We start from the raw sequence: 24,267 nt of genomic DNA, 5'->3' as shown, positions 1-24,267 counted from the left end.
TCGCCCGGCACCGCCGCATCAGGCGAGCAGAGAGCGAAGCGCCGGTGCGTGCCTGAATTGCCGGATGCGTTCGAGTGCCGAGACCTCGAGCTGACGCACGCGCTCGGCCGACAGGTTCAGTTGCCGGCCGATCTCGCGCAGCGAATATTCGTTGTCGACATCGATGCCGTACCTCAGGCGAAGAATCCACGCCTCGCGTACCGGGAGACTGTCGATCAGCTCGGCAACCGCCGCACGCAACTGACCGGCGCTCGCGGCTTCTTCCGGCGTCGGCGCGTCGGGGTCGATCGTGACGTCGCACAACGTGAGGTCGTGATCGGGCGAAACCGGCAGGTCGGCGGAGATCGGCTCGCGCACGATGCTCATCAGCTCGCGCACCTTGTCGACCGGCAGCCGCATCTGCGTGGAGAGCGCCCGCGCGTCGGCGACGTCGCCGGTGCGTTGCCGGTGGAGTCGCGCGAGCCGCGACAGTTTGTTCAGCGTATCGACCGTATGCGCGGGCACGCGTATCGTGCGACCCAGATCGGCCAGCGCATGCGTGATCGCCTGCCGGATCCACCATGTCGCATACGTCGAGAATTTGAAGCCGCGCCGGTGATCGTATCGATCGACGGCCTTCATCAGGCCGATATTGCCTTCCTGGATCAGATCGGAGAATGGCAAGCCGCGATCGGCATAGCGTTTGGCGACCGACACGACGAGCCGCAAATTGCTCTGGAACAGCTTCGTTCTCGCGGGTTGCATCGCCCGCTCGATACGCGCGAGCCGCGCATCGAGCGCGATCGCGATGTCGAGCGGCAACGCAGACTGGCCGGCGAGGCGAGCGAGCGCGCCGCGCGCGTCGATCAGTGCCGGCGCGTGGCGGGCAAGCGCGGCGGCGCAGTCAGGGTGCGCGGCGCGGCAGGCGTGTAGCCATGCGCGTACGTCGTCGCACGGCGTGAAGAGGTCGTGGTGCGCGGATTCGGCACGTATGCCCGCGGTGGCCAGCGTATCGACGAGTCGTTTTTCGAACGTGCGCGCCCGAGTCGCACGCTCGCCGTTCGCTTGCCCGATCCGTTCGATCGCGCGCGAGGTGAAGCGGATGCGGTCGGTCGACGCCGTAGCCTCGCGCAGCAGTGTCCGGTAAGCGGCCGACGCGAAACCGTCGGCATGCAATGCACGCTGCATCGCGGGCGCCAGCGCACCGACACGTTCGAGCGCGTCGACGACCGTATCGCGCCACGCAGGGCTGTCGAGAGAAAGATCGGCGTCGTCGTTGGGCGCCGATGATTCGGTGGCCGGATCGTCGGGCAACGTCGCCGGCGCACTTGCAGGCGATTCGGCATCGCCGGCGAACCCCGTCACGTAAACCGACGCCGCCACCTTGCCGGCACGAATGTCGTCCGCGATCGCCGCGACGGTGGCGAGTGCCGCCGGATCGCGGCTCAACGCGTCGATGCACGCCGCGCGGCCGCTTTCCAGACGCAGCGCGAGCGCGATCTCTTCGTCGCGTTCGAGCAGCGGCGTCGCGCTCATTTCCCGCAGATAGAGCCGGATCGGATCGTTGGTCCGGCCCGCGAGCAGATCGTCGGCCGCGAGCGGCGTCGATGCGTCGGCGAGCGGCGACGCGACTTCCGTCACTTGCGCGAAATGACGGTCGAGCGTCCATGCGGTGTGCGCGCCGGTATGCTCGCGCACGTCGATGCCGAGCTCGCGCAGCATCGACGCGGCGGTGTCCACATCCGCGCCGTCGGTCGCGTCGTCGGGCAGCGCATCGGCGATTTCACCGTGCGTCACGTAGCCGCGATCGATGCCCAGCGCGATCAGCGCATGCAGATGCGCGACGCGGTCGGCGTGGGCGCCGCGACACGGCGACGGCGCGCCGTCGCGTTCGCGTGCGGGCCCGGCGTCAAGCGAGCTTGGCATAGACGTTGCACCAGCCTTCCGCGGCAACCGTCTTGCCCGCGAACATCGGGCACGTCCCGGAGGATTCGCCCGCGGCGGCCTTGTAGAAGCGGCAGTTCGCACACGTCTGGCCGGCCTGGTACTTCGGGAACTTGCCGGCGTCGACGGTCGTCGCCTTGGCGCGGTAGCCGAGCGTTTTCGCCGCCGCGTCGTTTTCGTCGACGGGCGGTGCGGCGGCGAATGCGCGCGTGCCGGCCGCGAGCGCGGCGCACAGGCCGGCGGCCTGCACGAAGAAGGTTCTGCGATGACGCGAGATCATGATGCGGTCCTGAATGAAATGAACGGAAAAAGCCCGGCCCGCGCGCCGGGCAAGCTGCCCGGCGCGGCGGTCGATCGAAACGAAAGAAGGTGAAGCGGTTACTTGCGCGGCCCGGCGATCAGCGGCGCCTTCGACGCGTTGGCGATCTCGGCGGTCAGTTTGCTCTTCGACGCGTCGTAGCCGTTCGAATAAAGCAGGAACGCCATCAGATCCTCGTATTCCTGTGCGGTCATCTTGCCGGGGCGATCGGCCGGCATGTTGCTCGACATGTACAGGAAGATGCCGCCGACCGTGATGTGCGACTTGCCTTCGGGCGCGAACGATTCCCCGCTCAGCGCGGGCGCGGTATTGCCTTCGAGCTGGTCGCCGTGGCATTTCGCGCATGCATCGCCGTAGAGCTTCTTGCCGTGCTGCACCTGAGCCTGGTCGAACGACGGCACGCCACCGCCTTCGCTCGTCGACACCTTGATGAAGCCGGGCCGTTGCGCGGACGCGATCGCGCCGTCGAGAAACCGGCCGGGCACGCGCGAGGCGGCGGCTTGCGCGATGCCATCGGGCAGCGTCCAGCCGCGCGTGAGCGACGCGAGGCGGCCGTTGCCGCTCAGTTGCGACAGCGTGGCGTCGATGCGCTGTTGCAGCGCGTCCTTGCCCGGTCCGAACGCGAACGACAGTTGCCAGTCGGAGTACGGCGACGACGTCGCCGCCACCTGGAACCGTTGTTTCGGGTGCGCACGCTCGTACGCGACGACGCTCGGATACCAGACGATCGCACGCTGCGCACGGCCCGCGGCGAGCGCGCCGATCGTTTTCTCGCTCGTGTTTTCGAGGTCGAAGCGGGCGTTCGTCTGCTGCGCGGCGATCAGTTGCGACGGGCTACCGTAGGTGGCCGCGATCGTTTCCTTCGCGCCGGACGGCGCGGGCGCATCGCGCAGCGACACGCTGACGTAGCCGGAGCGCAGATAGCCTTGCGAGAACGTCATCTTCGATCCCGACGCATCGGCGATCGCGGAGCGCGGGAAGCCGGCGATCACGTCGCAGTCGCGTTCGAGCGATTTCGTCAGCTCGCTGGCGGAGATGCCGTCGTCGTCGCCGTTGTCGTCGACACCGCGTGTGTTGAAGGTCGCGGCGATGCCCGCGGTGCGGAACACTTCGCGCGCGACGGCGCGGTCGAGTGCCGTGGTGGGGCTGCCGGGCAGCGTGCAGACGCGCACGCCGGCCGATGCGGTTGCCGGTGTCAGCGCCACGCCCACGGCGAGCAGACTGGCGACGGTAACGGAAGTGAGGCGAGTATTCATGGTCGGTGTCCGGTTGAAGCGGGTGGGGCGTCGCGCCCGCATCGGGCGCATGCGGGCGCGACTCGGGCGTGGCGCCGGGTCAGTTGAGCGCGAACACGTAGAGCGTGCCGCCGCGCGGAACGTCCTTCGCGATGTCGGCCATCGGGCCGCCCCAGATCGGGTTCGCGCCGCCGTAGCCGGCGAGCACCGCGACATACTCCTTGCCGTCGACCTCGTACACCGACGGCTGCGAGATGATGCCGCTCGCCAGTTGCGGGCTTTCCCACAGCACCTTGCCGGTCGCCGTATCGAACGCGTACAGGTGGCCGTCGAGCGAGCCGCTGAACGCGAGGCCGCTCGCGGTGGTCGCGACGCCGCCGTTCCACGGCTTCTTCGACCAGTGGCTCCACAGCTTCTTGCCGGTGTTCACGTCGATGGCCGTCAGTTCGCCGTAGCCTTCGCTGCCCGGTTCGGGCTTGATCTCGAAGCCTTCGCCGAGATACGGCAGGCCTTCCATGTAGCTGACCGACTTGCCGGTCAGGCTCATGCACGCATGCAGCGCCGGCACGACGGCGATGTTGCGTTCCTGGTCGTACGAGATCGACCACCAGTTCTTGCCGCCGAGGAAGCTCGGGCACGTTTCGATCGTCGTGCCGGCCTTCGGGAACTTCGATGCGTCCTGGATCGGCTTGCCGTCCTCCGTATAGCCGGTGACCGACAACGCCTTCACGAACGGCGTCGCGTAGATCAGCTTGCCGGTCGTGCGGTCGATCGCGTGGAAGAAGCCGTTGCGGTCGGCATGGATGATCGCGTCGTAGTCCTTGCCCTTGTACTTGATGTCCGCGAGGACGGCCGCGTTCACGCCGTCGTAGTCCCACGTGTCGTTGTTCGTGTACTGGTAGTGCCACTTCAGGTTGCCGCTCTTCGCATCGAGCGCGAGCAGCGAGTCGGAATACAGGTTGTCGCCGGGGCGCAGCGCGGCGAGCCATGGGCCGGGGTTGCCGACCCCCAGTACAGCGTGCGCGATGCAGCGTCGTAGGTGCCGGTGAGCCACGCGGCGCCGCCGCCATGACTCTGCATGCCGTCGGGCCAGGTTTCCGCGCCCTTTTCGCCGGCGGCGGGGATCGTGTAGCGTTTCCAGACCTGCGAGCCGTCCTCCGGATTTAGCGCGGCGATGTAGCCGCGAATGCCGTATTCGCCGCCGGACGTGCCGACGACGATCGCGCCGTCGATCGCGAGCGGCGCGAGCGAGAACGCGTAGCCGAGGCCCGGCTCGAACATCTGCTTCTTCCACACGAGCGTGCCGGTCTGCGCGTCGAGCGCCGCGATTTCGCCGTTCAGCATCGCGATGTAGACGTTCTTGCCGTACAGCGCGACGCCGCGGTTGACGACGTCGCAGCACGCGGTCTTGAACGAGGCCGCGCCGAGCTTCGGCTCGTATTTCCACAGCTGCTTGCCGGTCTTCGCATCGAACGCGTAGACGTTGTCCTTCGGCGTCGTCACGAACAGGTAGTTGCCGTTGACGATCGGCGTGGCCTCGAAGCCCTGCTTCAGATCGGCGGGGAACTTGTACGCCCACACCTGCTTGAGATCCTTCGCGTTCGACGTGTCGATCTGCTTGAGCGGCGAATGCGAGCGGCCGTCGTAGGTGCGGTAGTAGGTCAGCCAGCCCGGGTCGCCGTGTGCATCGGTCAGGCGCTGGTAGGTCACGGCCGGGTAATCCGCGGCCGCTTCGACGAGGCCGGGGTTCAGCGCGACGGCGGCCGCCACCGCGATGCCGATCGTCGCCAGCTGGCTCGCTGAAGCCGAGAGTTTCTTCATGGTTGTCTCCTGGGTCATTGTGGTCGCACCGCCGCGAACGTTGCGTCGCGCCGGCACGGTTGGGGTTTCCGGGCCGAGTGCACTGCCCGTTACGCAAGTCGCATGCCATCGCGGCCGGAAGCCGGTGCGGCGCGGCACGCGGACGCATCGCGGGTGATGCGTCGAGCGACGTTGCGCGTCATGACGTCGACGCAGGTGTTGCATTCAGGTACACCGGCGCGCGCGAAGTGTTGCCAAACATGACAGGTGGCGCAGTCCGCGGGACAGCGGCGAGCCGGTCGCACGCATGCCGTTCCGAAACGATGTGCGGCGCGGCGCGCGCTGCTCGTGCTCGCGGCGCTGGCACGGTTCTCGCACGCCGGCTTCGCGACAACCCGTCGCCGCGCGGTGCATCGCACGGCCCGGCGGAATACAAGTGCGGAGACAACGGAATGATCAGGAGACCAAAGGCCGCCGGATGGTACGGCGCGATGCGGCGTGGCCGGCGTGCGCGATGCGTTGGCGTGACCGTTGGCACGTTGGCGCTGTTCGGCCTGCCGCCCGGCAGCGTGCGCGCGCAGCAGCAGCCCGACGGCGGCGCGATCGCGCCGGCCGAGCCGGCCGTCGTGCTGCCCGCGGTGGTCGTCGTCGGCACGACGCCGCTGCCCGGGATCGGCACGCCGCTGTCGAAGGTGCCGGCGAACGTGCAGAGCGTGCGGGCGGCGGAGCTCGACGCGCAGCACCGCGCGACGCTCACCGATTTCTTCGCGGCGAACCTGCCGAGCGTGACGATCTCGGACGCGCAGGGCAATCCGTATCAGGCGGACGTCAACTATCGCGGCTTCACCGCGTCGCCGCTGCTCGGCACGCCGCAGGGGTTGTCGGTGTTCGTCGACGGCGTGCGCGTGAACGAGCCGTTCGGCGACGTCGTGAACTGGGACATCCTGCCCACGCAGGCGATCGACCGCGTGCAGCTGATTCCGGGCTCCAACCCGGTTTACGGGCTCAACACGCTCGGCGGTGCGCTCGCGATCACGACGAAGAACGGCAGGTCGAACCCGGGCGGCGAAGCGGAGGTGTCGGGCGGCTCATGGGGCCGCAAGACCGCCAGCGTCGAGCAGGGCGGCACGATCGGCTCGAACCTCGACTACTACGCGACCGCGAACGTCGCGAACGACGGCGGCTGGGCCGACCATGACGCGAGCCGCGTGCGGCAGGCGTTCGGCAAGCTGCGCTACACCGATGCGGACACGACGCTGTCGATTGCCGCGGGCGGCGCGGACAACACGCTGTCCGGCACCCAGACGATCCCGCGCTCGTTCCTCGACAACCGGAAGCAGGCGTATACGTATCCGGACCGGAACCGCAACAGCGCCGGCTACCTGACGCTGTCGGGCGAGCGATTTTTCGGCGAACACGTCGAGCTGAGCGGCAACGCGTACTACCGGCACCTGCGCAACACCAACACGAGCAGCAACAACAATACGGATTACGGATCGGTGGACGAGGACGACGGCACGGTCGACACAGTGCAGGGCAGCAACGCGCAATCGACGATCGTCACCGACAGCTACGGCGGCAGCGTGCAGCTCACGCTGCTCGGCAAGCTCGGCGGGATGGCGAACCGGCTGGTCGCGGGCGTCTCGGCCGATGTCGCGAATTCGAGCTACGTCGCGTCGTCGCAGGACGCATCGTTTACCGATGCGCGCGCGGCGATCGGCATCGGCGATTTCGTTCCGCAGACCAGCGCGAAGACGCGCAATGCGAACGTCGGTGTGTACCTGAGCGATGCGCTGTCGCTGACGCCGCACTGGACGCTGACGCTGTCGGGCCGCTACGACTGGTCGAAAGCGCGGATCGGCGACGAGAGCGGCGTGCAGCCGCTGCTCGACGGCAGCCATGTGTTTTCGCGCTTCAACCCGGCCGTCGGGCTCAACTGGAACCCGGTCCCGGGCTTCACCGCTTATGCGACGTACAACGAAGGCATGCGTTCGCCGACCGCGATCGAGCTCGCGTGCGCGGACCCGGCCGCGCCGTGTTCGCTGCCGAACGACTTCATCGCCGACCCGGCGCTCAAGCCGGTGATCTCGAAGACGTTCGAGGCCGGCATGCGCGGCCGCATCGGCGCGGCGACGACCTGGAGCGCCGCGGCCTATCGCACGACGCTGACCGACGATATCCAGTTCATCAGCAGCCCGGCCAGCGCGCAGGGCTACTTCCGCAACGTCGGCGATACGCGGCGGCAGGGTATCGAGCTCGCCGGCCGCACGCGGGTCGGCCCGCTCGGTGTCGGCCTGTCGTACAGCCATGTCGACGCGACCTACCGATCGTCGTGGACCGAACACAGCCCGGCGAATTCGGCGGCCGACGCGAACGGCAACGTGACGGTCAAGCCGGGCGACCGCATCCCCGGCATTCCCGCGCATACGGTGAAACTGCGGCTCGACTACGCGGCGACGCCCGTGTGGGACATCGGCGCGAACGTGACTTGGCGCGGCGGCGTGTACGCACGCGGCGACGAGAACAACGGGGACGTGAACGGCCGGCTTGCCGGCTACGTGCTGGTCGATCTCGACATGCGTTACCGGATCACGAAGCGGTTCGAGGTGTTCGCGAGCGTGACGAACCTGCTCGACAAGCGCTACGCGAGCTTCGGCGCACTCGGCCAGAATTTCTTCAACGGGCCGAACCATACGTTCGATGGCGCCCGTCCGGTCAACGAGCAGTTCGTCGGGCCGGGCGCGCCGCGCGGCGCGTGGGTCGGCGTGCGCTATGCGTGGGATTGAGCGGCGCGTGGCCGTGTGTGGCGCGCTTGCATGTGTCGTCGCGTCATGACACGAGCGAGTGAGGGGCCGTTACGTGAGCTGCACCGTCGCGAACATCGCATTGACGGCGCGTGCGACGCTGCGCGCCAATGCCGGGTCGCTTGCCAGATGTCCGGCCTGCACGCGTTCGATTTCCGCTTCGGGCACGGCCCGCGCGAGGCGGTCGACGTTGCCGACCGGGCAAACAGGATCGTGCATCCCGTGCGCGGCGAACAGCGGCACGCGGGCCTGGGCGGCCCGTCGCGCGAGCGCGAGCACGCGGCGCTCGCCGAGCCAGCAGTCGTGCTGCAGGTAGTGCGCCTGGACCCGGTATTTGTCGATCAGACGGCCGAGGGTCCGGTTCGAACGGATCGTGCGGGCGGGCGAGCGGCGCGTTCGCACTGATGCGAGGATCGCGCTTTCGTATGCGTGCCACGCGAGCGCCACCGCGCGCTGGCGGGCTGTGTTCGCGCCGGGGCGCAGCCCGGCAGCGCAGCGCGACAGCAGGCGATCCGGCCGGCCGCCGCCGGCCGCTGCATGCAGGCGCCGCCATTCGCGCGGCGCACGCGTGCGGGACGTCATGAAGAGCCTGCGGACTTCGCGTGGCGACGTCAGGAACAGGCCGCGCAGCACGACGCCCGTCACCCGCGCCGGATGCGTGCCCGCATACGCGAGCGCGAGCGCGGCGCCCCACGACCCGCCGACGACGCCCCAGCGTGCGATGCCGAGCTGCTCGCGCACCGCCTCCAGATCCGCGATCAGCCGCGCGGTGTCGTTGTGGCGCGTGCCGCCGCGCGGCCCCGATGCACCCGCGCCGCGCTGATCGACGAGCACGACGCGCACGCGGGTGAGATCGAACAGCCGCAGGATGCCGGCCTGGCTGCCGCTGCCTGGCCCGCCGTGCAGCACGACGACCGGATGGCCCTGCGCGGCGCCGGCCACGGCGAAGGCGATCGACTGCGCGTCGCGGTGCAGGCGGCGGTGCACGGGCGTGGCCGGTGACGCCGGCGTATCGGGCAAGGCCCGCCGCGTGGGCGATTGCGTGGATCGAGTCGGGCGACGCGTCATGTCTGTCGATAGGGTTCAGAAGAGGGAACTTTCGGCGGCCGGACGGTGGCCGGGCCTGCCCTGCGACCAAGCGAGAAGCAAGCCAGAAGCGCGCCGGCCGCGAAGATCCGGATTCGCACGGGTAGTCACGCGTCGGGAAATCACGGTATCACGAAGGCAGGCCGTCGCCTGACGCGACACGCCGCCGCTGCGCCGGTCGATTCATTACATCGTCCTTTCAGTTTCGTTGCGTGGCGCCAGCGTGGCCCGATGCTTGCTTGCAATGACGGCAAAGAGTCCGGCAGTTGACCGGAAGGATCCCCCGGAGGAGACAATGCGCGATGACGTAGAGCAGGCGGCCGGGTCACGTGCCGCGCATCCCGCCGGCTGGCCCGCGCCGTCGATCCAGAAGGCCCATGAGCGCTCGGAGACGTTCGGCCTGCAGGTATCGGCGCGGCCTGACTACGACGTGCTGTCGAACGCGGCGCTGGTGCTCAAGCGCGAGCAGAGCCGGGTGCTGTGCGTACACGCGATGCCGGTGATGGAGACGCTGCACGAGCAGATCGTCAACACGCAGAGCATGATCGTGCTGACCGATGCGGAAGGGCTGATCCTGCATTCGATCGGCGACGACGATTTCCTGCGCCGCGCGGAGAAGGTCGCGCTGCGCCCCGGCGCGAACTGGGCGGAGAACCGGCAGGGTACCAACGCGATCGGCACGGCGCTGGCCGAGCTGTGCCCGATGGTCGTCCACGGCGACCAGCACTTCCTGGCCGCGAACCGCTTCCTGACCTGTTCGAGCGTGCCGATCCTCGATCCGTACGGCGACGCGATCGGCGTGCTCGACGTGACGGGCGACCACCGCAGCTATCACCAGCACACGATGGCGCTCGCGAAGATGTCGGTGCAGATGATCGAGAATCACCTGTTTACGACGACGTTTCAGGAAACGCTGCAGGTGTCGTTCCATGGCCGCCCCGAATTTCTCGGCACGCTGATGGAGGGGATCGTCGCGTTCACCGCCGATGGCCGCTTCCTGTCGGCCAATCGCAGCGCGCAGTTCCAGCTCGGCATGCCGCTCGCCGCGCTGCGCGCGCACACGCTGTCGTCGCTGTTCGACGTCACCAGCGCCCAGCTGATCGACCGCATGCGCGCGAGCACCGACCGGCACCTGATGCTCAATCTCGGCAACGGCGCGGTGGTCTGCGCGCGCGTGCATTTTCGCCGCGCGACGCTCGCCGAAGGCAGCCGGCCGACGGACGTCCATGACGCAGGCGCGCCGGCCGCGCGCGCGAACGCGGTGCCCGCGCCCGCGGCTGGCACGTCGGCCGGCCTGTCGCGGCTCAACTATCTCGACACCGGCGATGCGCAGGTCGCCAGCGTGATCGCGAAGGTGCGCAAGGTGATCGGCAAGGACATCCCGATCCTGATCACCGGCGAGACCGGCACAGGCAAGGAACTGCTCGCGCAGGCGATCCACAACGACTCGCCGCGCCGCGACGCGCCGTTCGTCGCGGTCAACTGCGCGTCGATTCCGGAGACGCTGATCGAGTCCGAGCTGTTCGGCTACGAGGAGGGCGCGTTTACCGGCGCGCGCCGCAAGGGGGCGATCGGCAAGCTGCTGCAGGCGAACGGCGGCACGCTGTTCCTCGACGAGATCGGCGACATGCCGTATCCGCTGCAGGTGCGGCTGCTGCGCGTGCTGCAGGAGCGCCTCGTCAACCCGCTCGGGTCGACGAAGACGATCGCCGTGGACATCGCGATCATCTGCGCGACGCACCGCGACTTGCGCGAGATGATCGCGCAGAACCGTTTCCGCGAGGATCTCTACTACCGGCTCAACGGCCTCGTGGTGCGCCTGCCGCCGTTGCGCGACCGCACGGATCTCGCGGTCGTCGTGCAGAAGATGCTGCAGCGCGAAGCGTTCGCGGGCCCGGGCCGGCCGCCGCTGTCGGTCGCGCCGGACGTGATGGAGTTGTTCGTGCGGTGCACGTGGCCGGGCAACTTCCGCCAGCTCGGCAACCTGCTGCGCACGGCGGCCGCGATGGTCGACGACGACGGCGAAATCCGGCGCGAGCACCTGCCCGACGACTTCTTCGACGACCTGCGGCGCGGCGATGCGCACGTCGGGCACGCAGGGCAGGCGGCGCCCGATTCGTCCGCCGCGGCGAGCGCCGGGCCGTGCGTCGCGGACGCGCTGCCGCCCGCCGACGCGCGCCTGCAGGACGTCGCCGCCTCCGCGATCGCCGCCGCGCTCGCGCGTCATGGCGGCAACGTGTCCGCCGCGGCGCGCGCGCTCGGTGTCTCGCGCAACACGATCTACCGGAAGATGCCGGCCACCGACGCGGGACGCCAGCCGTCGTCCGACGAAGACTGACGCGCGCAGCCGTCGCGCGGTGCGCGACCTGTCACAGCCGGTGTGTCAACTTGCAACACCGGTGTTCAACGATTCAACACTTGTGACCACTCGCGGACATCGTGCCGCCGGGGTGGCGGACCGCATTCGCGCGGATCGTGTCGGCTATTCGTAAGGATTCCGCCTCGATGCCCGGATGGCGGCCGTCTACCGCCGCCGCGCCGCCGCAATACGCGTTCGGCACGCTCCTTGCTGAATAGAAATCGACCGCTCGCTTGCCGCGGTCGTTCGATTCATCCAGCAACGCATCAACTCATCAACTCGACAGGAGACACACCATGCAGTGGACGACACCGTCTTACACCGACCTGCGCTTCGGCTTCGAAATCACGATGTACATCGCCAACCGCTGATCGCCGTGCGTGCCGCCCGTTTCGCCGTGGTCGGCGCGGGCGGCCTCGGGAGTTGACGCCCATGAAGATCAAGATACTCGGCTCGGGAGCCGGCGGCGGGCTGCCGCAATGGAACTGCAATTGCGCGAACTGCCGTCGTGCGCGCAGCGGAAGCGGCCACGTGCTGCCACGCACGCAGTCGTCGATCGCGGTCAGCGACGACGGCGTCGACTGGGTCCTCGTCAATGCGTCGCCCGACATTCTTTCCCAGTTGCGCGCGGCGCCGGACCTGCAACCGGCGCGCGCGATCCGCGACAGCGGCATCGCCGCCGTCGTGCTGTGCGACGCGCAGATCGATCACGTGACGGGCCTGCTGATGCTGCGCGAGCGTTCGACGCCGCTGCCGCTCTACGCGAGCGCGCCGGTGCTCGACGACCTGTCGACCGGCTTGCCGCTCGTGCCGCTGCTCGGCCATTACTGCGGCGTCGCCGCGCACACGATCGTGCCCGGCGAGCCGTTCGCGGTGCCGGCGGCGCGCGGCATCCGTTTCACCGCGATCGCCGTCGACAGCAAGCCGCCGCCTTATTCGCCGCGGCGCGCGTCGGCCGCGCCCGGCGACAACATCGCGCTGTCGATCGAGGACGTCGCGAGCGGGCGGCGCGCATTCTATGCGCCGGGGCTCGCGTCGGTCACCGACGACGTGCGCGCGGCCATGGACGGCGCCGATCTCGTGCTGGTGGACGGCACGTTCTGGACCGGCACCGAGATGATCGATCTCGGCCTGTCGCGCAAGCACGCGGCCGACATGGGGCATCTCGCGCAGTGCGCGGAACCCGGGCAGCCCGGCATGATCGACTGGCTCGACACGCTTCCCGCCCACACGCGCAAGGTGCTCACGCACATCAACAACACGAACCCGATTCTCGATCCGCATTCCGTCGAGCATGCGCACCTGCGCGCGCACGGCATCGACGTCGCGCACGACGGCATGCAATTCCAGGTCTGACGATGAACGCACCGATCCCCGCTACGGCGTTGCACGCGACGCCCTGGACCGCGACCGAATTCGAGGCGCGCCTGCGTGCGCTCGAATCGCGCTATCACATTCATCATCCGTTCAACCGGCGTCTCAACAGCGGCGCCTGTTCGCCCACGCAGATCCGCGGCTGGGTCGCGAACCGCTTCTACTACCAGATCTGCATCCCGCTCAAGGATGCGGCGATCCTGTCGAACTGCCCCGACCGCGAGACGCGACGCCGCTGGATTCAGCGGCTGATCGACCACGACGGGCAGGGCGACAACGCAGGCGGCATCGAGGCGTGGGTGCGGCTCGGCGAAGCGTGCGGCCTCACGCGCGACGAGCTGTGGTCGCTCGAACACGTGCTGCCCGGCGTGCGTTTCGCGGTGGATGCGTACGTGAACTTCGCGCGGCGCGCGCCGTGGCAGGAAGCCGTGTGCTCGTCGCTGACCGAGATGTTCGCGCCGCAGATCCATCTCGACCGGCTCGCGGGCTGGCCGTCGCATTACCCGTGGATCGAGCCGGCCGGGCTGCATTACTTCCGCAGCCGCGTGCCGCTCGCGCAGCGCGACGTCGAGCATGGGCTCGCGGTGACGCTCGCGCATTTCACGACACCGGAGGCGCAGCAGCGCGCGCTCGGCATTCTGCAATTCAAGCTCGACATCCTGTGGTCGATGCTCGACGCCGTCGAAAAGGCCTACCCGTTATGAACGCGATCGAAGCCGCCAGCGGCGTGCCGCTGCGCCCCTGCCTCAGGGGCATGTACCGCCTGCAATGGGAGGCGGCCCAGGATGCGTACGTGCTCCTCTATCCGGAGGGCATGGTCAAGCTGAACCCGAGCGCCGGCGAGATTCTCGCGCGCTGCGACGGCACGCGCGAACTGGACGACATCATCGGCGAGCTCGAGCGCCTGTTCATGCAATCGGATCTCGCGACCGACGTGTACCGTTTTCTCGATCATGCGCGACTGCGCGGCTGGCTGGACTGACATGACGCCCGACACCCCCCGTCCGTCCGCGCCGCTGTGGCTGCTCGCGGAACTCACGTACCGCTGCCCGCTGCACTGCGCGTTCTGCTACAACCCGGTCGACTTCGCGACGCACGGCGCGGAACTCGACACCGATGCGTGGCGCACGGTCATCAGCGACGCGCGCGCGCTCGGCGCCGCGCAGATCGGCTTCTCGGGCGGCGAGCCGCTGCAGCGCGGCGACCTCGAGACGCTCGTCGCGCATGCGCGCGGGCTCGGCTTCTATACGAACCTGATCACGTCGGGCATCGGGCTGAACGTCGCGCGCATCGAGCGGCTCAAGGCCGCCGGGCTCGATCACATCCAGTTGTCGCTGCAGGATTCGACGCGCGAGCTGAACGATTTCCTGACCAGCACGCGCACGTTCGAACTGAAGCGCGACGTGGCGCGGCTGATCAAGGCGCACGGCTACCCGATGGTGCTCAACTGCGTGCTGCATCGCTACAACCTGCCGCACGTGGGACAGATCATCGAGATGGCGCTCGATCTCGGCGCCGACTACCTGGAGCTCGCGAACACGCAGTATTACGGCTGGGCGATGCTCAATCGCGACCAACTGATGCCGACCGTCGAGCAGGTGCGCGAGGCGGAGGACACGGTCAACCGCTATCGCAAGCTGATCGGCGAGCGTTGCAAGATCCTGTTCGTCGTGCCCGACTATTTCGAGCGCCGCCCGAAGGCCTGCATGAACGGCTGGGGCTCGGTGTTCCTCGGCGTCGCGCCGGACGGTACCGCGCTGCCGTGCCATGCCGCGCGGTCGCTGCCGGGGCTCGCGTTGCCGAACGTGCGCGACCGGTCGCTGCGGGACATCTGGTACGACAGCGACGCGTTCAACGCGTTTCGTGGCGACGACTGGATGCGCGAGCCGTGTCGCACGTGCGACGAGCGGCATGCGGATCACGGCGGTTGCCGGTGTCAGGCCTACCTGCTGGCCGGCGATCCGCGGGAGGCCGACCCGGTGTGCGCGAAGTCCGCCCATCACGGTCAGGTCGAACAGGCCGTGCAGTTCGCGCGACGTCGTGCGCCGAGCGACGAACAGCCGCTGGTTTTTCGCAGCAAGGAGAATTCGCTCGCGCAATGCGGCGCGGCGTGCGATTGCTGACGAGGCGCGGCCCGGACGACGGCAGGGGAAACACGGCACCGCGCTCGTCGAACCGGAAACCGATGCGGCCGGGCGGTCGCCGCGCGTGTCGCTGCCGCCCGGCAGGGGCTATCCGCGCCTCGATGCCGCGACGCGCGATGCGGTACTGGCAAGCCGCTGCGCCGCGCAGGTAGAAAACGGCACGCCGACGCCGATGCGAGCGCGCGTGCCGATCACGTTCAATCTCGATGAATGACCGGGTACGTTGCCGCGATTACCCGTCATCTGCCTTCGCCTGCAAATCCTTCAGCCCCTGAATCACGACCAGCAGTGCGCGCCCGTGCTCGTCCGAGCCGTCCCACGCGTCGACGATCGCGTCGCGCAGCAGGTCGTTGTATCGGCGGCGCGACGGCTCGGTATCGACACCATAGAAACTGCATAGCTTGTTGAATGGCGCGCTACGGCGCAGCCGGTGCCCGTTCGACAGCCGAAGGCGCGATACGGTGGGCTGGCTGACCCCGGAAAGTCGCGCGATTTCGCTGGACGAGCGTGTATCTGCCATCAGGCGGCGCAACAGGTCTTGAACGGGAAAATCCTGGTCCGGGGCTTCCATGTGATGCATTATACCTATACAGTTACGGCTGTTGAATGGGCTTGCTGTCAGCAGCGAGGCTGTATCCCGAGAAAGTTGATGACACTGAAACACCTCCCTCCCACGTTCTGCTGGACCAAGATCGGTACCGAGTCCGGCGAGGAACTGCCGACCGTCGTGCTCCGCAAGGAATGGGAGCGCCGGCTCGGGGGCGGGCGTTTTCTGTGGGGCATCAACCAGCCGCTCGGCAGCAGCGCGCAAGTCGCCGCGCATCGCACGGGTTCGTTGCTCGCGCTGTTTTCGCCGGTCGCGTCGCGTCCGCGTGCGGGCGCGCGCAAGGACGCGCTGCTGTGGAATGCGTGGGTCGACGCCAGCGGGCAGGTGCGGCCGTTGCCGCCGCATACGTTCATCGCCAGCCGCTCGACGTTGCCGTCGGGCCGGCGTCGTGAGCAGCACTACGCGCTCGTGTGCGCGTCGTCCACCGCGCTGACGGTCGGCACGCAGTTGCGCGTGTTTCCCGACCACCTGCGCAGCGTGAGCACCGGCAAGCCGCTGGGCGCCGCGCAAGGGGCGGCCGTGGTCGACTGCATCGGGCGGGCGAAGGAGCAGACGGGCAAGAGCTACCCGCTCGCGCTGTCGGTCGAGCTCGAGGCGCCGTATTTCGTGCGGCTTGCGCAGCCGTGCGTGCTGAAGGCGCGCGATCTCGCGGAAGTGAACAAGGCCACGCGCGCGGGCGATTTCGATCGCTTCGTCGAGCTGGTCGCGCGCCTGCGCGGCCGTTCGCCGACGGATGCCGTGCGCGGCGTCACGCGCGATCTGTTCGACGTGCCGCCGCTCGAAACGGCCGCCGCGTATGTCGCGCCCACGCATGTCGCGCGCCTGCGCAACCGGCCCGCGGCCGAGCATCCGCGCGATCTCACCGGCGATCTGTTCGACCTGTCGCCGGGCGAAGCGGCCGCGTTCGCGGGGTTGGCGCATCCGCGCGTCGGGCGCGCGTGACGCCACGCGCGTAGCCGTTCGCGCAAGAATTTGTTGCAATCTCGCCGTAGCGGAGCGGCGAGCGCGGAGCGACAATCGGCACGAAGCGCGCGGTGCGGCGGCCGATGCGTCGACACGCGACGGCTCGTGGTTCATGCCGCCGACATGCGTACCACGCACACTGAGCGTCGGCGTGCTTCACACTGCAATCCCGAGGGAGGAGTGTCGATGTCGACCCACATCTGTTCGCCGGAAGCACAGGCCGCACAACGCTTCGTCGAAGCGACGCGCAACGTCGACCAGGCGTTTCGCGCGGTGCGCGGCGAAAGCGACGACGACGGCTCGTCGGCCGAATACGCCCGCGCGATGTCGCGTCTCGATCGCGCGCTCGACGAGCTGGCGCGTGCGCAGGAATTCTTCGATCGCGTCGTCGGCGCGGACACCACGCACGGCAACTGACGGCTTCGTCGTTTCTCTTTTCGCGCGTCGGGCGGCGCGCGTTCATCTTCTTGCCGGGTGTGTTGCCCGGCGTGCCGGTCCATCATCCCGTTTCGATTTTCAGGCCTGGCAGCCTGCGACCGGATAGCCGCCGCTGCAAAGGCTAAGGGCTAGCCGTGCGTCAGCCCGCGCGCGTCATGCCCGGCGCGGACGGCGCGGCACGAGACGCGTAACCGCGATGCTGGAACGACGTCGCGAAGAACCGCATCTGGTAGCGGATCGCATTCGCCCAGTAATCCCACGTATGGCCGCCCGGCCGCTCCGCATAGTCGTGCGGCACGCCGAGCGCGACGAGCCGTTCGTGCAGCGTGCGGTTCGAATCGACGAATGCATCATCGCGGCCGCAATCGATCGTCAGGTCGAGATGCGCGCGCACGAACGCCCGCGCGCTTTCGGCGATCACGTTGCGGTTCCAGAACGACGGATGGCGGTCGGGATCGCCGAACACGTGGGCGATCCCCGGCTCGTCCGTGCAGCAGCGCGGATCGACCGCGCCGCTGATGCTGCCGACCGCGCCGAACGTCTCGGGCCGGTCGAGCGCGATGCGCAGTGCGCCGAAGCCGCCCATGCTGAGCCCGGTGATCGCGCGCGCATGCTGGGTGGCGATCGTGCGGAAATGCAGGTCGACATAGGACACGACTTCATCGCCGACGAAGGTCTCGTAGCGGCTGCCCGAATCGAACGGGCTGTCGATGTACCAGCTTTCGTGTCCGCCGTCGGGCATCACGAGGATCACGTGATAACGGTCGGCGAGCGCGGCGATGTGCGTGTTCGACGTCCAGTCGGTATGGTCGCCGCCCGAGCCGTGCAGCAGATAGACGACGGGGTAACGTTCGCCGTGGTTGTCGCGCGCGTAATCGTCGGGCAGCACGATGGTGGCCTTGAGCGTTTCGCTCATCGCGGCGCTCGGAATCGCGACGACCCGCGCGTGAAAGGCGAAGGCAGGGCTCGTGACGGCGAGCAGCAGAAGCAGCCAGAAAGTACGTGCCAGGCGCATCGATCCTTGCATGTGTCGATCCAGTCCGGCCGGATGCCGGGAAAACCCTGTTCCGGCGACTCTAGCAACCGCGCCTTTCAACCATATTTCGGCGAATCCTACGGGTTGTCAGGCAGACGGCTCGCCTACGATGCGTTCGAGGGTGGCGCGCAATGCGTCGGGCCGCTCGGCCGCGATCAGGTGCCCGCAGCCGGCGATCGTGTCGAAGCCGGCGCAGCGTGCGAGCGCGAAGGCCGGCACGTGCCAGCCCGCGCGCGAGCGTTCGCCGGCGATCAGCCAGACGGGATGACGGTCGAACACCAGTGCGAGCGCCGGCAGGTAGCCCGCATCGCCGGTCGTGTCGACCACCGAGCGGCCCATCGCGCGCAGCGTCGATGCCGGCTGATGCGCGAGCGAGCGGCGTGCGTCGTCGAGCTGGCCGGGCGTCGGGTGGTCGATCGCGCCGCGCAGCCAGTCGAGCGGGGCCGCGCGCAGGCCGTCGAGCATCGCATCGGCTTCGCCGGGCGTCATGCGGCCGACCGATGCCGACCAGAACGCATCGTCGAGCGTGAAGTTGCCTTCGACGTTGACGATGCGCCGCACGCGTTCGGGGTGCGCATGCGCGAACAGCATCGCGATCGCGCCGCCGACCGAATGGCCGACGACATCGACCGGCTGCATCCCGAAGTGCATCTCGACGGTTTGTCGCACATGCTCGACTTGCGCGGCAAGCGAGATCGGGTCGGGCGGCGCGGCGCGATGCACGCCGTAGCCGAGCAGGTCGGGGCGCAGATGCGGGCCGTTCCATCCGCGCACGTCGAACGTGCCGATGAAACCGTGAATGAAGACGACGGGCGTGGGCTGGATCATGCGGCGTGTGCTGAAGGAAGCGGCGGCAATTCGAGTTCGGCGAGCAGTTCGTCGAGTTCGAGCAGGTGCGTACGGTCGTGGTCGAGCAACTCGCGCACGAGTTCGTCGAGCGACATGCGGCGGATGCCGTCGCGCAGCCCGCAGCGTGCGAGTTGCGCCGGTTCCAGCGCGGCCACGGTGGCGCACAGCGCGGTGCGCCCGCTGCCGAACGCCGCGACGGCGAGATCGAGCGGCTGCGCGAGGTAGTCGCGTTGCGCGGCGAGCGCGGTGCCGTCGACGGACTCGATCACGGGCAACTCGGCCGTGCGCACGGCGTCGATGCGCGCGGCGAACACCGCATCGAGATCGCGCAGGTGGCACGCATGTTCGACCAGCGAGAAGCCGGTGCCGGCCGGGCGGCGCGTGGCCAGCGCGGCCGGCACATGCGCCGCATAGGCGGCGAGCCGGGCCGGCATGTGCGCCAGCGCGGCGACGACATCGGCGAACGGCAGCCGGTGCGGGCACGCGCTGAACACCGCGCCATAGCTGAACAGCGCACCGCCGAGCCGGCCGCGCGCCTGCACGACCTCGTGGCCGCGGCGGCGCATCACGTCGGCGACCATCGCGCCGCAGAACTGGCGGGCCGTCGTGTCGGCTTCGATTTCGGGGAATTTGTGCGCGATCTCGTCCTGAATCGCGCCGATCGCGGCGACGCCGACGCGCGACAGCGCCGCGAACTCGAGATAGCGCTCGGGCTGTTCGATCAGCGCTTCGAGCTGGGCGCCGAGCGGGGTCGAGCGGAAACGGTCGAAACGGGAATGCATGACGAGCCCCGGTCAGTAACGTGTCAAAACGATACGTTACTGACCGGGGCTCGTCAACCGGCTCCTCCGGGGCGCGTGCGCCGCCGGCCTGCCGCTCAGCGCTGCTGTCGGGCGTCGACTTCCGCACGCATCCGCGCTTCCTGCTCGCGCAGCTCCGGCGTGAATGCGTCGCCGAAATCCTCCATCTCGAACAGCGGGCGGATCTCGATGTCGGAGTCGCCGGGCATCGGGTTCGGGCAGCGCTTCACCCATTCGACGGCTTCCTCCATCGATTTGACCTGCCACAGCCAGTAGCCGGCGACGAGTTCCTTCGTTTCGGCGAACGGACCGTCGATGATCGAGCGGTTCTTGCCGGAAAAGTGCACGCGCTTGCCGTGGCTGCTCGGGCGCAACCCGTCGGCGGCGAGCAGGATGCCGGCTTTCACGAGTTCTTCATTGAAGCGGCCCATTTCAGCCATGAGTTCGGTGTCGGGCATTTGGCCGGATTCGGAATCGGCGGTGGCTTTGACGATGACCATGACGCGCATTGTCGTTTCTCCTTGAACGGGAATAGGGCGTTTGCCGGCGGTACGACGGCAAAACGATCGGTTACGACAACACGACGCGCGACGGCGACGGGAATCGACATCGCGGGCAAAAAATTCAGCGGCGATCGAAATCGCGAAAGGCGCCGTATCGGCGATGCGTCATGCCGCGTCGGCCTGCTGCGCATCGAGCACGCTGCGAATCCGGGCCGCGAGTTCGTCGCGCCGGTACGGCTTGCCGAGCAGCATCACGCCGGGGTCGAGCCGCCCCGCGTGGAAGATTTCGTCGCGCGTATAGCCGGACGTGAACAGCACCGGCAACGGCGGCTTGCGTAGCGCGGCGCGGCGTCCGAGTTCGCCGCCCTTCACGCGGCCCGGCATGATCACGTCGGTAAACAGCAGATCGATCGGCGTTTCGCTGTCGAGCACGCGCAGCGCGGCTTCGCCGTCGGACGCCGTGATGACCTTGTAGCCGAGCTGCGCGAGCATGTCGACCACCGTCAGCCGGACATCCGCATCGTCCTCGACGACGAGGATCGTTTCGCGGCCGCGCACCGCGTCGTGCTGCGGCGTGCGGGCAGGTTCGTCGGCTGCCTCGTGGCAGCGCGGAAACGTGAGGCGCACGGTGGTGCCCTGGCCGGACGTGCTGTCGATCGACACGTGGCCGCCGCTCTGTTTGACGAAACCGAACACCATGCTGAGCCCGAGCCCGGTGCCTTCGCCGTCCGGCTTGGTCGTGAAGAAGGGTTCGAAGACCCGTTCGAGCACGTCGGCCGTCATGCCGATGCCCGTGTCGGCGATCTCGAACGTCACGTATTCGCCGGGCGGCATCGTTGTGCCGCGCGTGCCGGCCGCGTGGCCGGGCTGCGTGCTGTTGTACGCGGCGATCGTCAGCGTGCCGCCGCCGCGCATCGCATCGCGCGCATTGATCGCGAGATTCAGCAGCGCGTTTTCGAGCTGGTGCCGGTCGGCGAGCACGTTGCCGACGTCGGGCGCCAGCGCGGAGACGATCCGCACGGTTTCGCCGAGCGCGCGGTGCAGCATCTCGTTCATGCCGTCGATCAGCCGGCACGGGTTCAGCGTGGTCGGCGCAAGCGGCTGGCGTCGCGCGAACGCGAGCAGGTGCGACGCCAGTTGCGCGCCGCGCCGCACGGCATTGTTCGCGTTCTCGATCCGCGGCTGCGCGCTCGCATGGGCGCCGAGTTCGACGGAGAGGATCTGCAGGTTGCCGCTGATCACCTGCAGCACGTTGTTGAAGTCGTGCGCGATGCCGCCGGTCAGGTTGCCGATCGCTTCCATCTTCTGGGCGTGACGCAACTGCTCCTCGATCGCCGCACGCTCGGCGATCGCGTCGGTCACGCGCTGTTCGAGCGTTTCAGTCAGCTCGCGCAGCTCGGCATTGGAGGCCTGCAGCGCCGCTTCCGCGCGATCGCGATGGCGCGTGGCGAGCACGCGCTCGGTGGTCTCGACCACGACGGCGAGCACGCCGCCCGGTGCACCCTCGTCGTCGGGCAGCGGGCTGTAGTGCAGATCCATCCAGACATCTTCCGGGCGGCCGCTGCGCAGCAGCACGAGGGCCTTGTCGCGATAGGACAGCGTGCCGCCGGCGAGGCAGGTGTTCATCACGTTTCGGTTGAAATCGGCGACTTCGGGCCAGCCGAGTTCGACCGGCTGACCGAGCAGATACGGGTGACGGCCGCCGGCGAATCCGGCATACGCGTCGTTGTAGATCATGTAGCCGGGGCGGCCCCACAGCATCACCAGCGGCAACGGCGAGGCGAGCACGGTGCGGACCGCCGCGACGAGGCTGGCGGACCAGCCGTCGAGCGGGCCCAGCCCGGTGGCCGACCAGTCGAATGCGGTAATGCGTCGGGCCATGTCGCCCTGCCAGCCGGGGCAAGCGTGATGCTGCGCGAACAACTCGACATGCATGGAAGCGCTCCGATGAGGACATGCGGCCGCGGGCGGTGCGGCAGGTCGCGTAAGCGGGCTCCATTTTAAAGCAGATCGATTCGCGCGGCCGCTGTCACGGAGCGCCTCGGCAAAGCTGGTATGCTGGTCCACACCACGTTTACGCGGAGGGCGCCATGGCTGCTAAGGAAGTCTCGAAGAAGAAGTACCTGAAAATCCTGAACAAACGCCTGCGCGCGGAGCCGGCAGCCCCGGCCGGCGCGTCGTTCGTCTTCTTCCCGCCGGGTGCGAAAGCGAAGCACGCGACGGGCGTCGTGTCCGGCGACGCGCGCAGCAAGCGCGAACTGGCCGTGATGGCCGCGGTCCAGCGCAAGGCGGCCGAAGAGTTCGTCGTCGCCGACGCGTGACGGCCCCTGCGGTACCCCTGTCGTATTACCGCCTCCGCGGCTGACGCGGCGGCGGTTTTGCCGTGAGCGATTGCGCCGGCGAGCACGCGCGGGATGTCTTGCGTGATCGCCGGACCGTGCATCGGCAGAGCGATGTCGAGATCGAGTGCCTGGATTCGGCTCGAAGCAGCTTGAAAACCAACGTTAGCGATCAGGACGCCTCGTCCGCTGCCGCCGCCGGATACCGGCCGCTGCCGCCCGCATCGTCGCCTGCCGCCAGTTGTTCCAGCGCGAGGCCCTTCGTCTCGATCCCGAGCGTCCACACGGCGATGGCCGCCGCGATGAACGACAGCGCGCCGAGCGTGAACACGCCGCCCTGGCCGAACACCGGCAACACGACGCCGACCACGTAAGGCCCGATCAGCGAGCCGATCCGGCCGATCGCCGACGCGAAGCCCGAACCCGTCGCACGCGCCCCGGTGCCGTACAGCTCGGGCGTGTACGTGTACAGCGCCGCCCACATCCCGAACAGGAAGAACTGCATCGCGAGGCCCGTGACGATCAGCAGCGTCGTGCTGCCGCCGTACAGCGCGCTCTGGCCGTACGCGTACGCCATCGCGGCGCCGCCGATCAGCGACGCGATGCAGGTCGGCTTGCGGCCCCAGCGTTCGACGAGCCACGCGGCGCACAGGAAGCCCGGCACGCCGCCGAGCGAGATCAGCACCGTGTAGAACACCGATTTCGTGACTTCGAAGCCGGCCTGCTGCAGCAGTGCGCCGAGCCACGACGTGAGGCCGTAGAAGCCGAGCAGCGCGAAGAACCACAGCAGCCACACCATCACCGTGCGGCGGCGGTACACGCCGCTCCAGATCTCGCGCAGCGCGCCGCGGCCGCGCGCGGCGGCCGGTTCGGCGAGCCGCGACGGCGGCGGCAGCGTCGTGACGCCGGCCGAGCGCATCACCTTCGCCTCGATCGCGTGCATGACCGTGTCGGCTTCCGCGTGCCGGCCCGCATGTTCGAGCCAGCGCGGCGATTCCGGCACGATGCGGCGCACGACGAGCACGAACACGGCCGGAATCGCGAGCAGCGCGAACACGGTGCGCCAGCCGAACTGCGGCAGCACGAAATACGCGACGATGCCGGCCGTGATGAAGCCGAGCGGCCAGAAGCCGTCCATCAGCGCGATCAGGCGGCCGCGTTTCTCGGTCGGCACGAATTCAGACAGCAGCGTCTGCGCGACCGGAAACTCCATCCCCATCCCGATGCCGAGCAGCACGCGGTAGACGATCAGCGCGTCGACGCTCTGCGCGGTCGAGCACAGGTACGACGCGGCGCCCCACAGCACCATGCTCCACTGGAACACGGGCCGGCGGCCGAAACGGTCGGCGAGCAGGCCGGCCACGGCCGCGCCCAGCACCATCCCGAAGAAGCTCGCGCTCGCGACGAGGCCGGCGGCCGCGGTCGACAGCCCGAACTCCTTGCGGATCGAGCCGAGCACGAACGTCATCGTGCCGAGGTCGACCGAATCGAAGAAGAACGCGATCGCGATGATGAAGAAGATGCGCTTGTGATAGCCGGAGAACGGCAGGCGTTCGAGCCGGGCGGCGGCGGAGGCGGGAGCGGTGGCGGCGGGCATGGCGTCCTCTGAAATGAAAAAGGGGCCGCGCAGCGTATGCTCCAGGGCCCCGATGCTTCGTATTCAGTAGACGCGACCACAAACTGCCGCA

At 68.6% G+C, this 24,267-nt stretch carries 23 protein-coding genes and 1 pseudogene; 11 read left to right on the top strand and 13 right to left on the bottom strand.

All coding sequences use genetic code 11. The features are described 5' to 3' along the window. Positions 1-18: 18 nt before the first annotated feature. From SY91_RS24160 to SY91_RS24145, 4 genes and pseudogenes are all read right to left on the bottom strand, one after another. Positions 19-1,905, bottom strand: a complete 1,887-nt coding sequence (locus SY91_RS24160; protein WP_023477494.1) for a sigma-70 family RNA polymerase sigma factor — start codon at positions 1,903-1,905, stop codon at positions 19-21. Continuing rightward, on the bottom strand, positions 1,889-2,203 hold the full coding sequence (locus SY91_RS24155; RefSeq protein WP_023477493.1) for a high-potential iron-sulfur protein: 315 nt from the start codon (positions 2,201-2,203) through the stop codon (positions 1,889-1,891). Before SY91_RS24155 ends, SY91_RS24160 begins: the two co-directional genes overlap by 17 nt. 98 nt (positions 2,204-2,301) lie before the next feature. Next, positions 2,302-3,498: a c-type cytochrome gene (locus SY91_RS24150; protein WP_043888476.1), complete on the bottom strand. Its 1,197-nt coding sequence runs from the start codon at positions 3,496-3,498 to the stop codon at positions 2,302-2,304. Positions 3,499-3,577: 79 nt separating this feature from the next. Further along, a pseudogene (locus SY91_RS24145) lies at positions 3,578-5,298 on the bottom strand (methanol/ethanol family PQQ-dependent dehydrogenase). Positions 5,299-5,729: 431 nt separating this feature from the next. On the opposite strand from SY91_RS24145, the gene SY91_RS24140 reads away from it, so the two are divergent. Then, on the top strand, positions 5,730-8,063 hold the full coding sequence (locus SY91_RS24140; RefSeq protein ID WP_034175165.1) for a TonB-dependent receptor: 2,334 nt from the start codon (positions 5,730-5,732) through the stop codon (positions 8,061-8,063). A gap of 69 nt (positions 8,064-8,132) precedes the next feature. On the opposite strand, the gene SY91_RS24135 is transcribed toward SY91_RS24140, so the two are convergent. Then, positions 8,133-9,149 carry an alpha/beta fold hydrolase gene (locus SY91_RS24135; protein WP_185921189.1) on the bottom strand — a complete coding sequence of 339 codons (1,017 nt, stop codon included), beginning with the start codon at positions 9,147-9,149 and terminating at the stop codon, positions 8,133-8,135. Between the two features lie 313 nt (positions 9,150-9,462). Between SY91_RS24135 and SY91_RS24130 the strand changes: the two genes are divergently transcribed. After that, the gene (locus SY91_RS24130) at positions 9,463-11,505 is read left to right on the top strand and encodes a sigma-54-dependent Fis family transcriptional regulator (RefSeq protein WP_185921188.1); all 2,043 of its coding nucleotides are present in this window, start codon (positions 9,463-9,465) and stop codon (positions 11,503-11,505) included. A gap of 73 nt (positions 11,506-11,578) precedes the next feature. Here SY91_RS24130 and SY91_RS24125 read toward each other — a convergent pair whose 3' ends face one another. Next, positions 11,579-11,788, bottom strand: a complete 210-nt coding sequence (locus SY91_RS24125; protein WP_105797903.1) for a hypothetical protein — start codon at positions 11,786-11,788, stop codon at positions 11,579-11,581. Between the two features lie 34 nt (positions 11,789-11,822). Here SY91_RS24125 and pqqA point away from each other — a divergent pair, with 34 nt between their 5' ends. The 6 genes from pqqA (at position 11,823) to SY91_RS24095 (ending at position 15,258) form a co-directional block, all read left to right on the top strand. After that, positions 11,823-11,897: a pyrroloquinoline quinone precursor peptide PqqA gene (pqqA, locus tag SY91_RS24120; RefSeq protein WP_006485436.1), complete on the top strand. Its 75-nt coding sequence runs from the start codon at positions 11,823-11,825 to the stop codon at positions 11,895-11,897. 61 nt (positions 11,898-11,958) lie between these two features. Continuing rightward, positions 11,959-12,882 carry a pyrroloquinoline quinone biosynthesis protein PqqB gene (pqqB, locus tag SY91_RS24115; RefSeq protein WP_023478133.1) on the top strand — a complete coding sequence of 308 codons (924 nt, stop codon included), beginning with the start codon at positions 11,959-11,961 and terminating at the stop codon, positions 12,880-12,882. 2 nt (positions 12,883-12,884) lie between these two features. Next, a complete protein-coding gene (gene pqqC / locus SY91_RS24110; RefSeq protein ID WP_006480619.1) occupies positions 12,885-13,604 on the top strand; it encodes a pyrroloquinoline-quinone synthase PqqC in 720 nt (239 codons plus the stop codon). Beyond that, on the top strand, positions 13,601-13,882 hold the full coding sequence (gene pqqD, locus SY91_RS24105; protein WP_006480620.1) for a pyrroloquinoline quinone biosynthesis peptide chaperone PqqD: 282 nt from the start codon (positions 13,601-13,603) through the stop codon (positions 13,880-13,882). Before pqqC ends, pqqD begins: the two co-directional genes overlap by 4 nt. A 1-nt stretch (position 13,883) precedes the next feature. Then, on the top strand, positions 13,884-15,023 hold the full coding sequence (pqqE, locus tag SY91_RS24100) for a pyrroloquinoline quinone biosynthesis protein PqqE (RefSeq protein WP_023478135.1): 1,140 nt from the start codon (positions 13,884-13,886) through the stop codon (positions 15,021-15,023). Then, positions 14,941-15,258: a TonB family protein gene (locus tag SY91_RS24095; protein ID WP_185921187.1), complete on the top strand. Its 318-nt coding sequence runs from the start codon at positions 14,941-14,943 to the stop codon at positions 15,256-15,258. The genes pqqE and SY91_RS24095 overlap by 83 nt, the downstream gene beginning before the upstream one ends. Before the next feature lie 18 nt (positions 15,259-15,276). On the opposite strand, the gene SY91_RS24090 is transcribed toward SY91_RS24095, so the two are convergent. Continuing rightward, positions 15,277-15,615 carry a helix-turn-helix domain-containing protein gene (locus SY91_RS24090; RefSeq protein WP_011547066.1) on the bottom strand — a complete coding sequence of 113 codons (339 nt, stop codon included), beginning with the start codon at positions 15,613-15,615 and terminating at the stop codon, positions 15,277-15,279. A gap of 78 nt (positions 15,616-15,693) precedes the next feature. On the opposite strand from SY91_RS24090, the gene SY91_RS24085 reads away from it, so the two are divergent. Both SY91_RS24085 and SY91_RS24080 read left to right on the top strand, forming a co-directional pair. After that, the gene (locus SY91_RS24085; RefSeq protein ID WP_011694824.1) at positions 15,694-16,593 is read left to right on the top strand and encodes a hypothetical protein; all 900 of its coding nucleotides are present in this window, start codon (positions 15,694-15,696) and stop codon (positions 16,591-16,593) included. 207 nt (positions 16,594-16,800) lie between these two features. Further along, the gene (locus tag SY91_RS24080; protein ID WP_011547068.1) at positions 16,801-17,031 is read left to right on the top strand and encodes a hypothetical protein; all 231 of its coding nucleotides are present in this window, start codon (positions 16,801-16,803) and stop codon (positions 17,029-17,031) included. Positions 17,032-17,191: 160 nt separating this feature from the next. Here the strand turns inward: SY91_RS24080 and SY91_RS24075 are convergent, their stop codons facing one another. The 5 genes from SY91_RS24075 to SY91_RS24055 form a co-directional block, all read right to left on the bottom strand. After that, positions 17,192-18,079: an alpha/beta hydrolase gene (locus tag SY91_RS24075; protein WP_006480624.1), complete on the bottom strand. Its 888-nt coding sequence runs from the start codon at positions 18,077-18,079 to the stop codon at positions 17,192-17,194. A 96-nt stretch (positions 18,080-18,175) separates the two neighbouring features. Next, complete coding sequence (locus SY91_RS24070) at positions 18,176-18,916, bottom strand: alpha/beta fold hydrolase (RefSeq protein ID WP_023478137.1); 741 nt, start codon at positions 18,914-18,916, stop codon at positions 18,176-18,178. Continuing rightward, on the bottom strand, positions 18,913-19,719 hold the full coding sequence (locus SY91_RS24065) for a DinB family protein (protein WP_185921186.1): 807 nt from the start codon (positions 19,717-19,719) through the stop codon (positions 18,913-18,915). Before SY91_RS24065 ends, SY91_RS24070 begins: the two co-directional genes overlap by 4 nt. A 95-nt stretch (positions 19,720-19,814) precedes the next feature. Then, positions 19,815-20,246 (bottom strand): YciI family protein, encoded by a 432-nt coding sequence (locus tag SY91_RS24060; RefSeq protein ID WP_006480627.1) that lies wholly within the window; start codon positions 20,244-20,246, stop codon positions 19,815-19,817. 159 nt (positions 20,247-20,405) lie between these two features. Beyond that, positions 20,406-22,175 (bottom strand): ATP-binding protein, encoded by a 1,770-nt coding sequence (locus tag SY91_RS24055; RefSeq protein ID WP_023478155.1) that lies wholly within the window; start codon positions 22,173-22,175, stop codon positions 20,406-20,408. Positions 22,176-22,330: 155 nt separating this feature from the next. On the opposite strand from SY91_RS24055, the gene SY91_RS24050 reads away from it, so the two are divergent. Further along, the gene (locus SY91_RS24050) at positions 22,331-22,561 is read left to right on the top strand and encodes a hypothetical protein (RefSeq protein WP_006480629.1); all 231 of its coding nucleotides are present in this window, start codon (positions 22,331-22,333) and stop codon (positions 22,559-22,561) included. A gap of 190 nt (positions 22,562-22,751) precedes the next feature. Here the strand turns inward: SY91_RS24050 and SY91_RS24045 are convergent, their stop codons facing one another. Continuing rightward, entirely contained in the window at positions 22,752-24,176 is a 1,425-nt protein-coding gene (locus tag SY91_RS24045; RefSeq protein WP_124478429.1) for an MFS transporter, read from the bottom strand. Positions 24,177-24,267: the final 91 nt, after the last annotated feature.

The sequence above is a fragment of the Burkholderia cenocepacia genome, from assembly GCF_014211915.1.
Taxonomy (GTDB): domain Bacteria; phylum Pseudomonadota; class Gammaproteobacteria; order Burkholderiales; family Burkholderiaceae; genus Burkholderia; species Burkholderia orbicola.
This window is presented reverse-complemented; position numbering and strand designations above follow the sequence as displayed.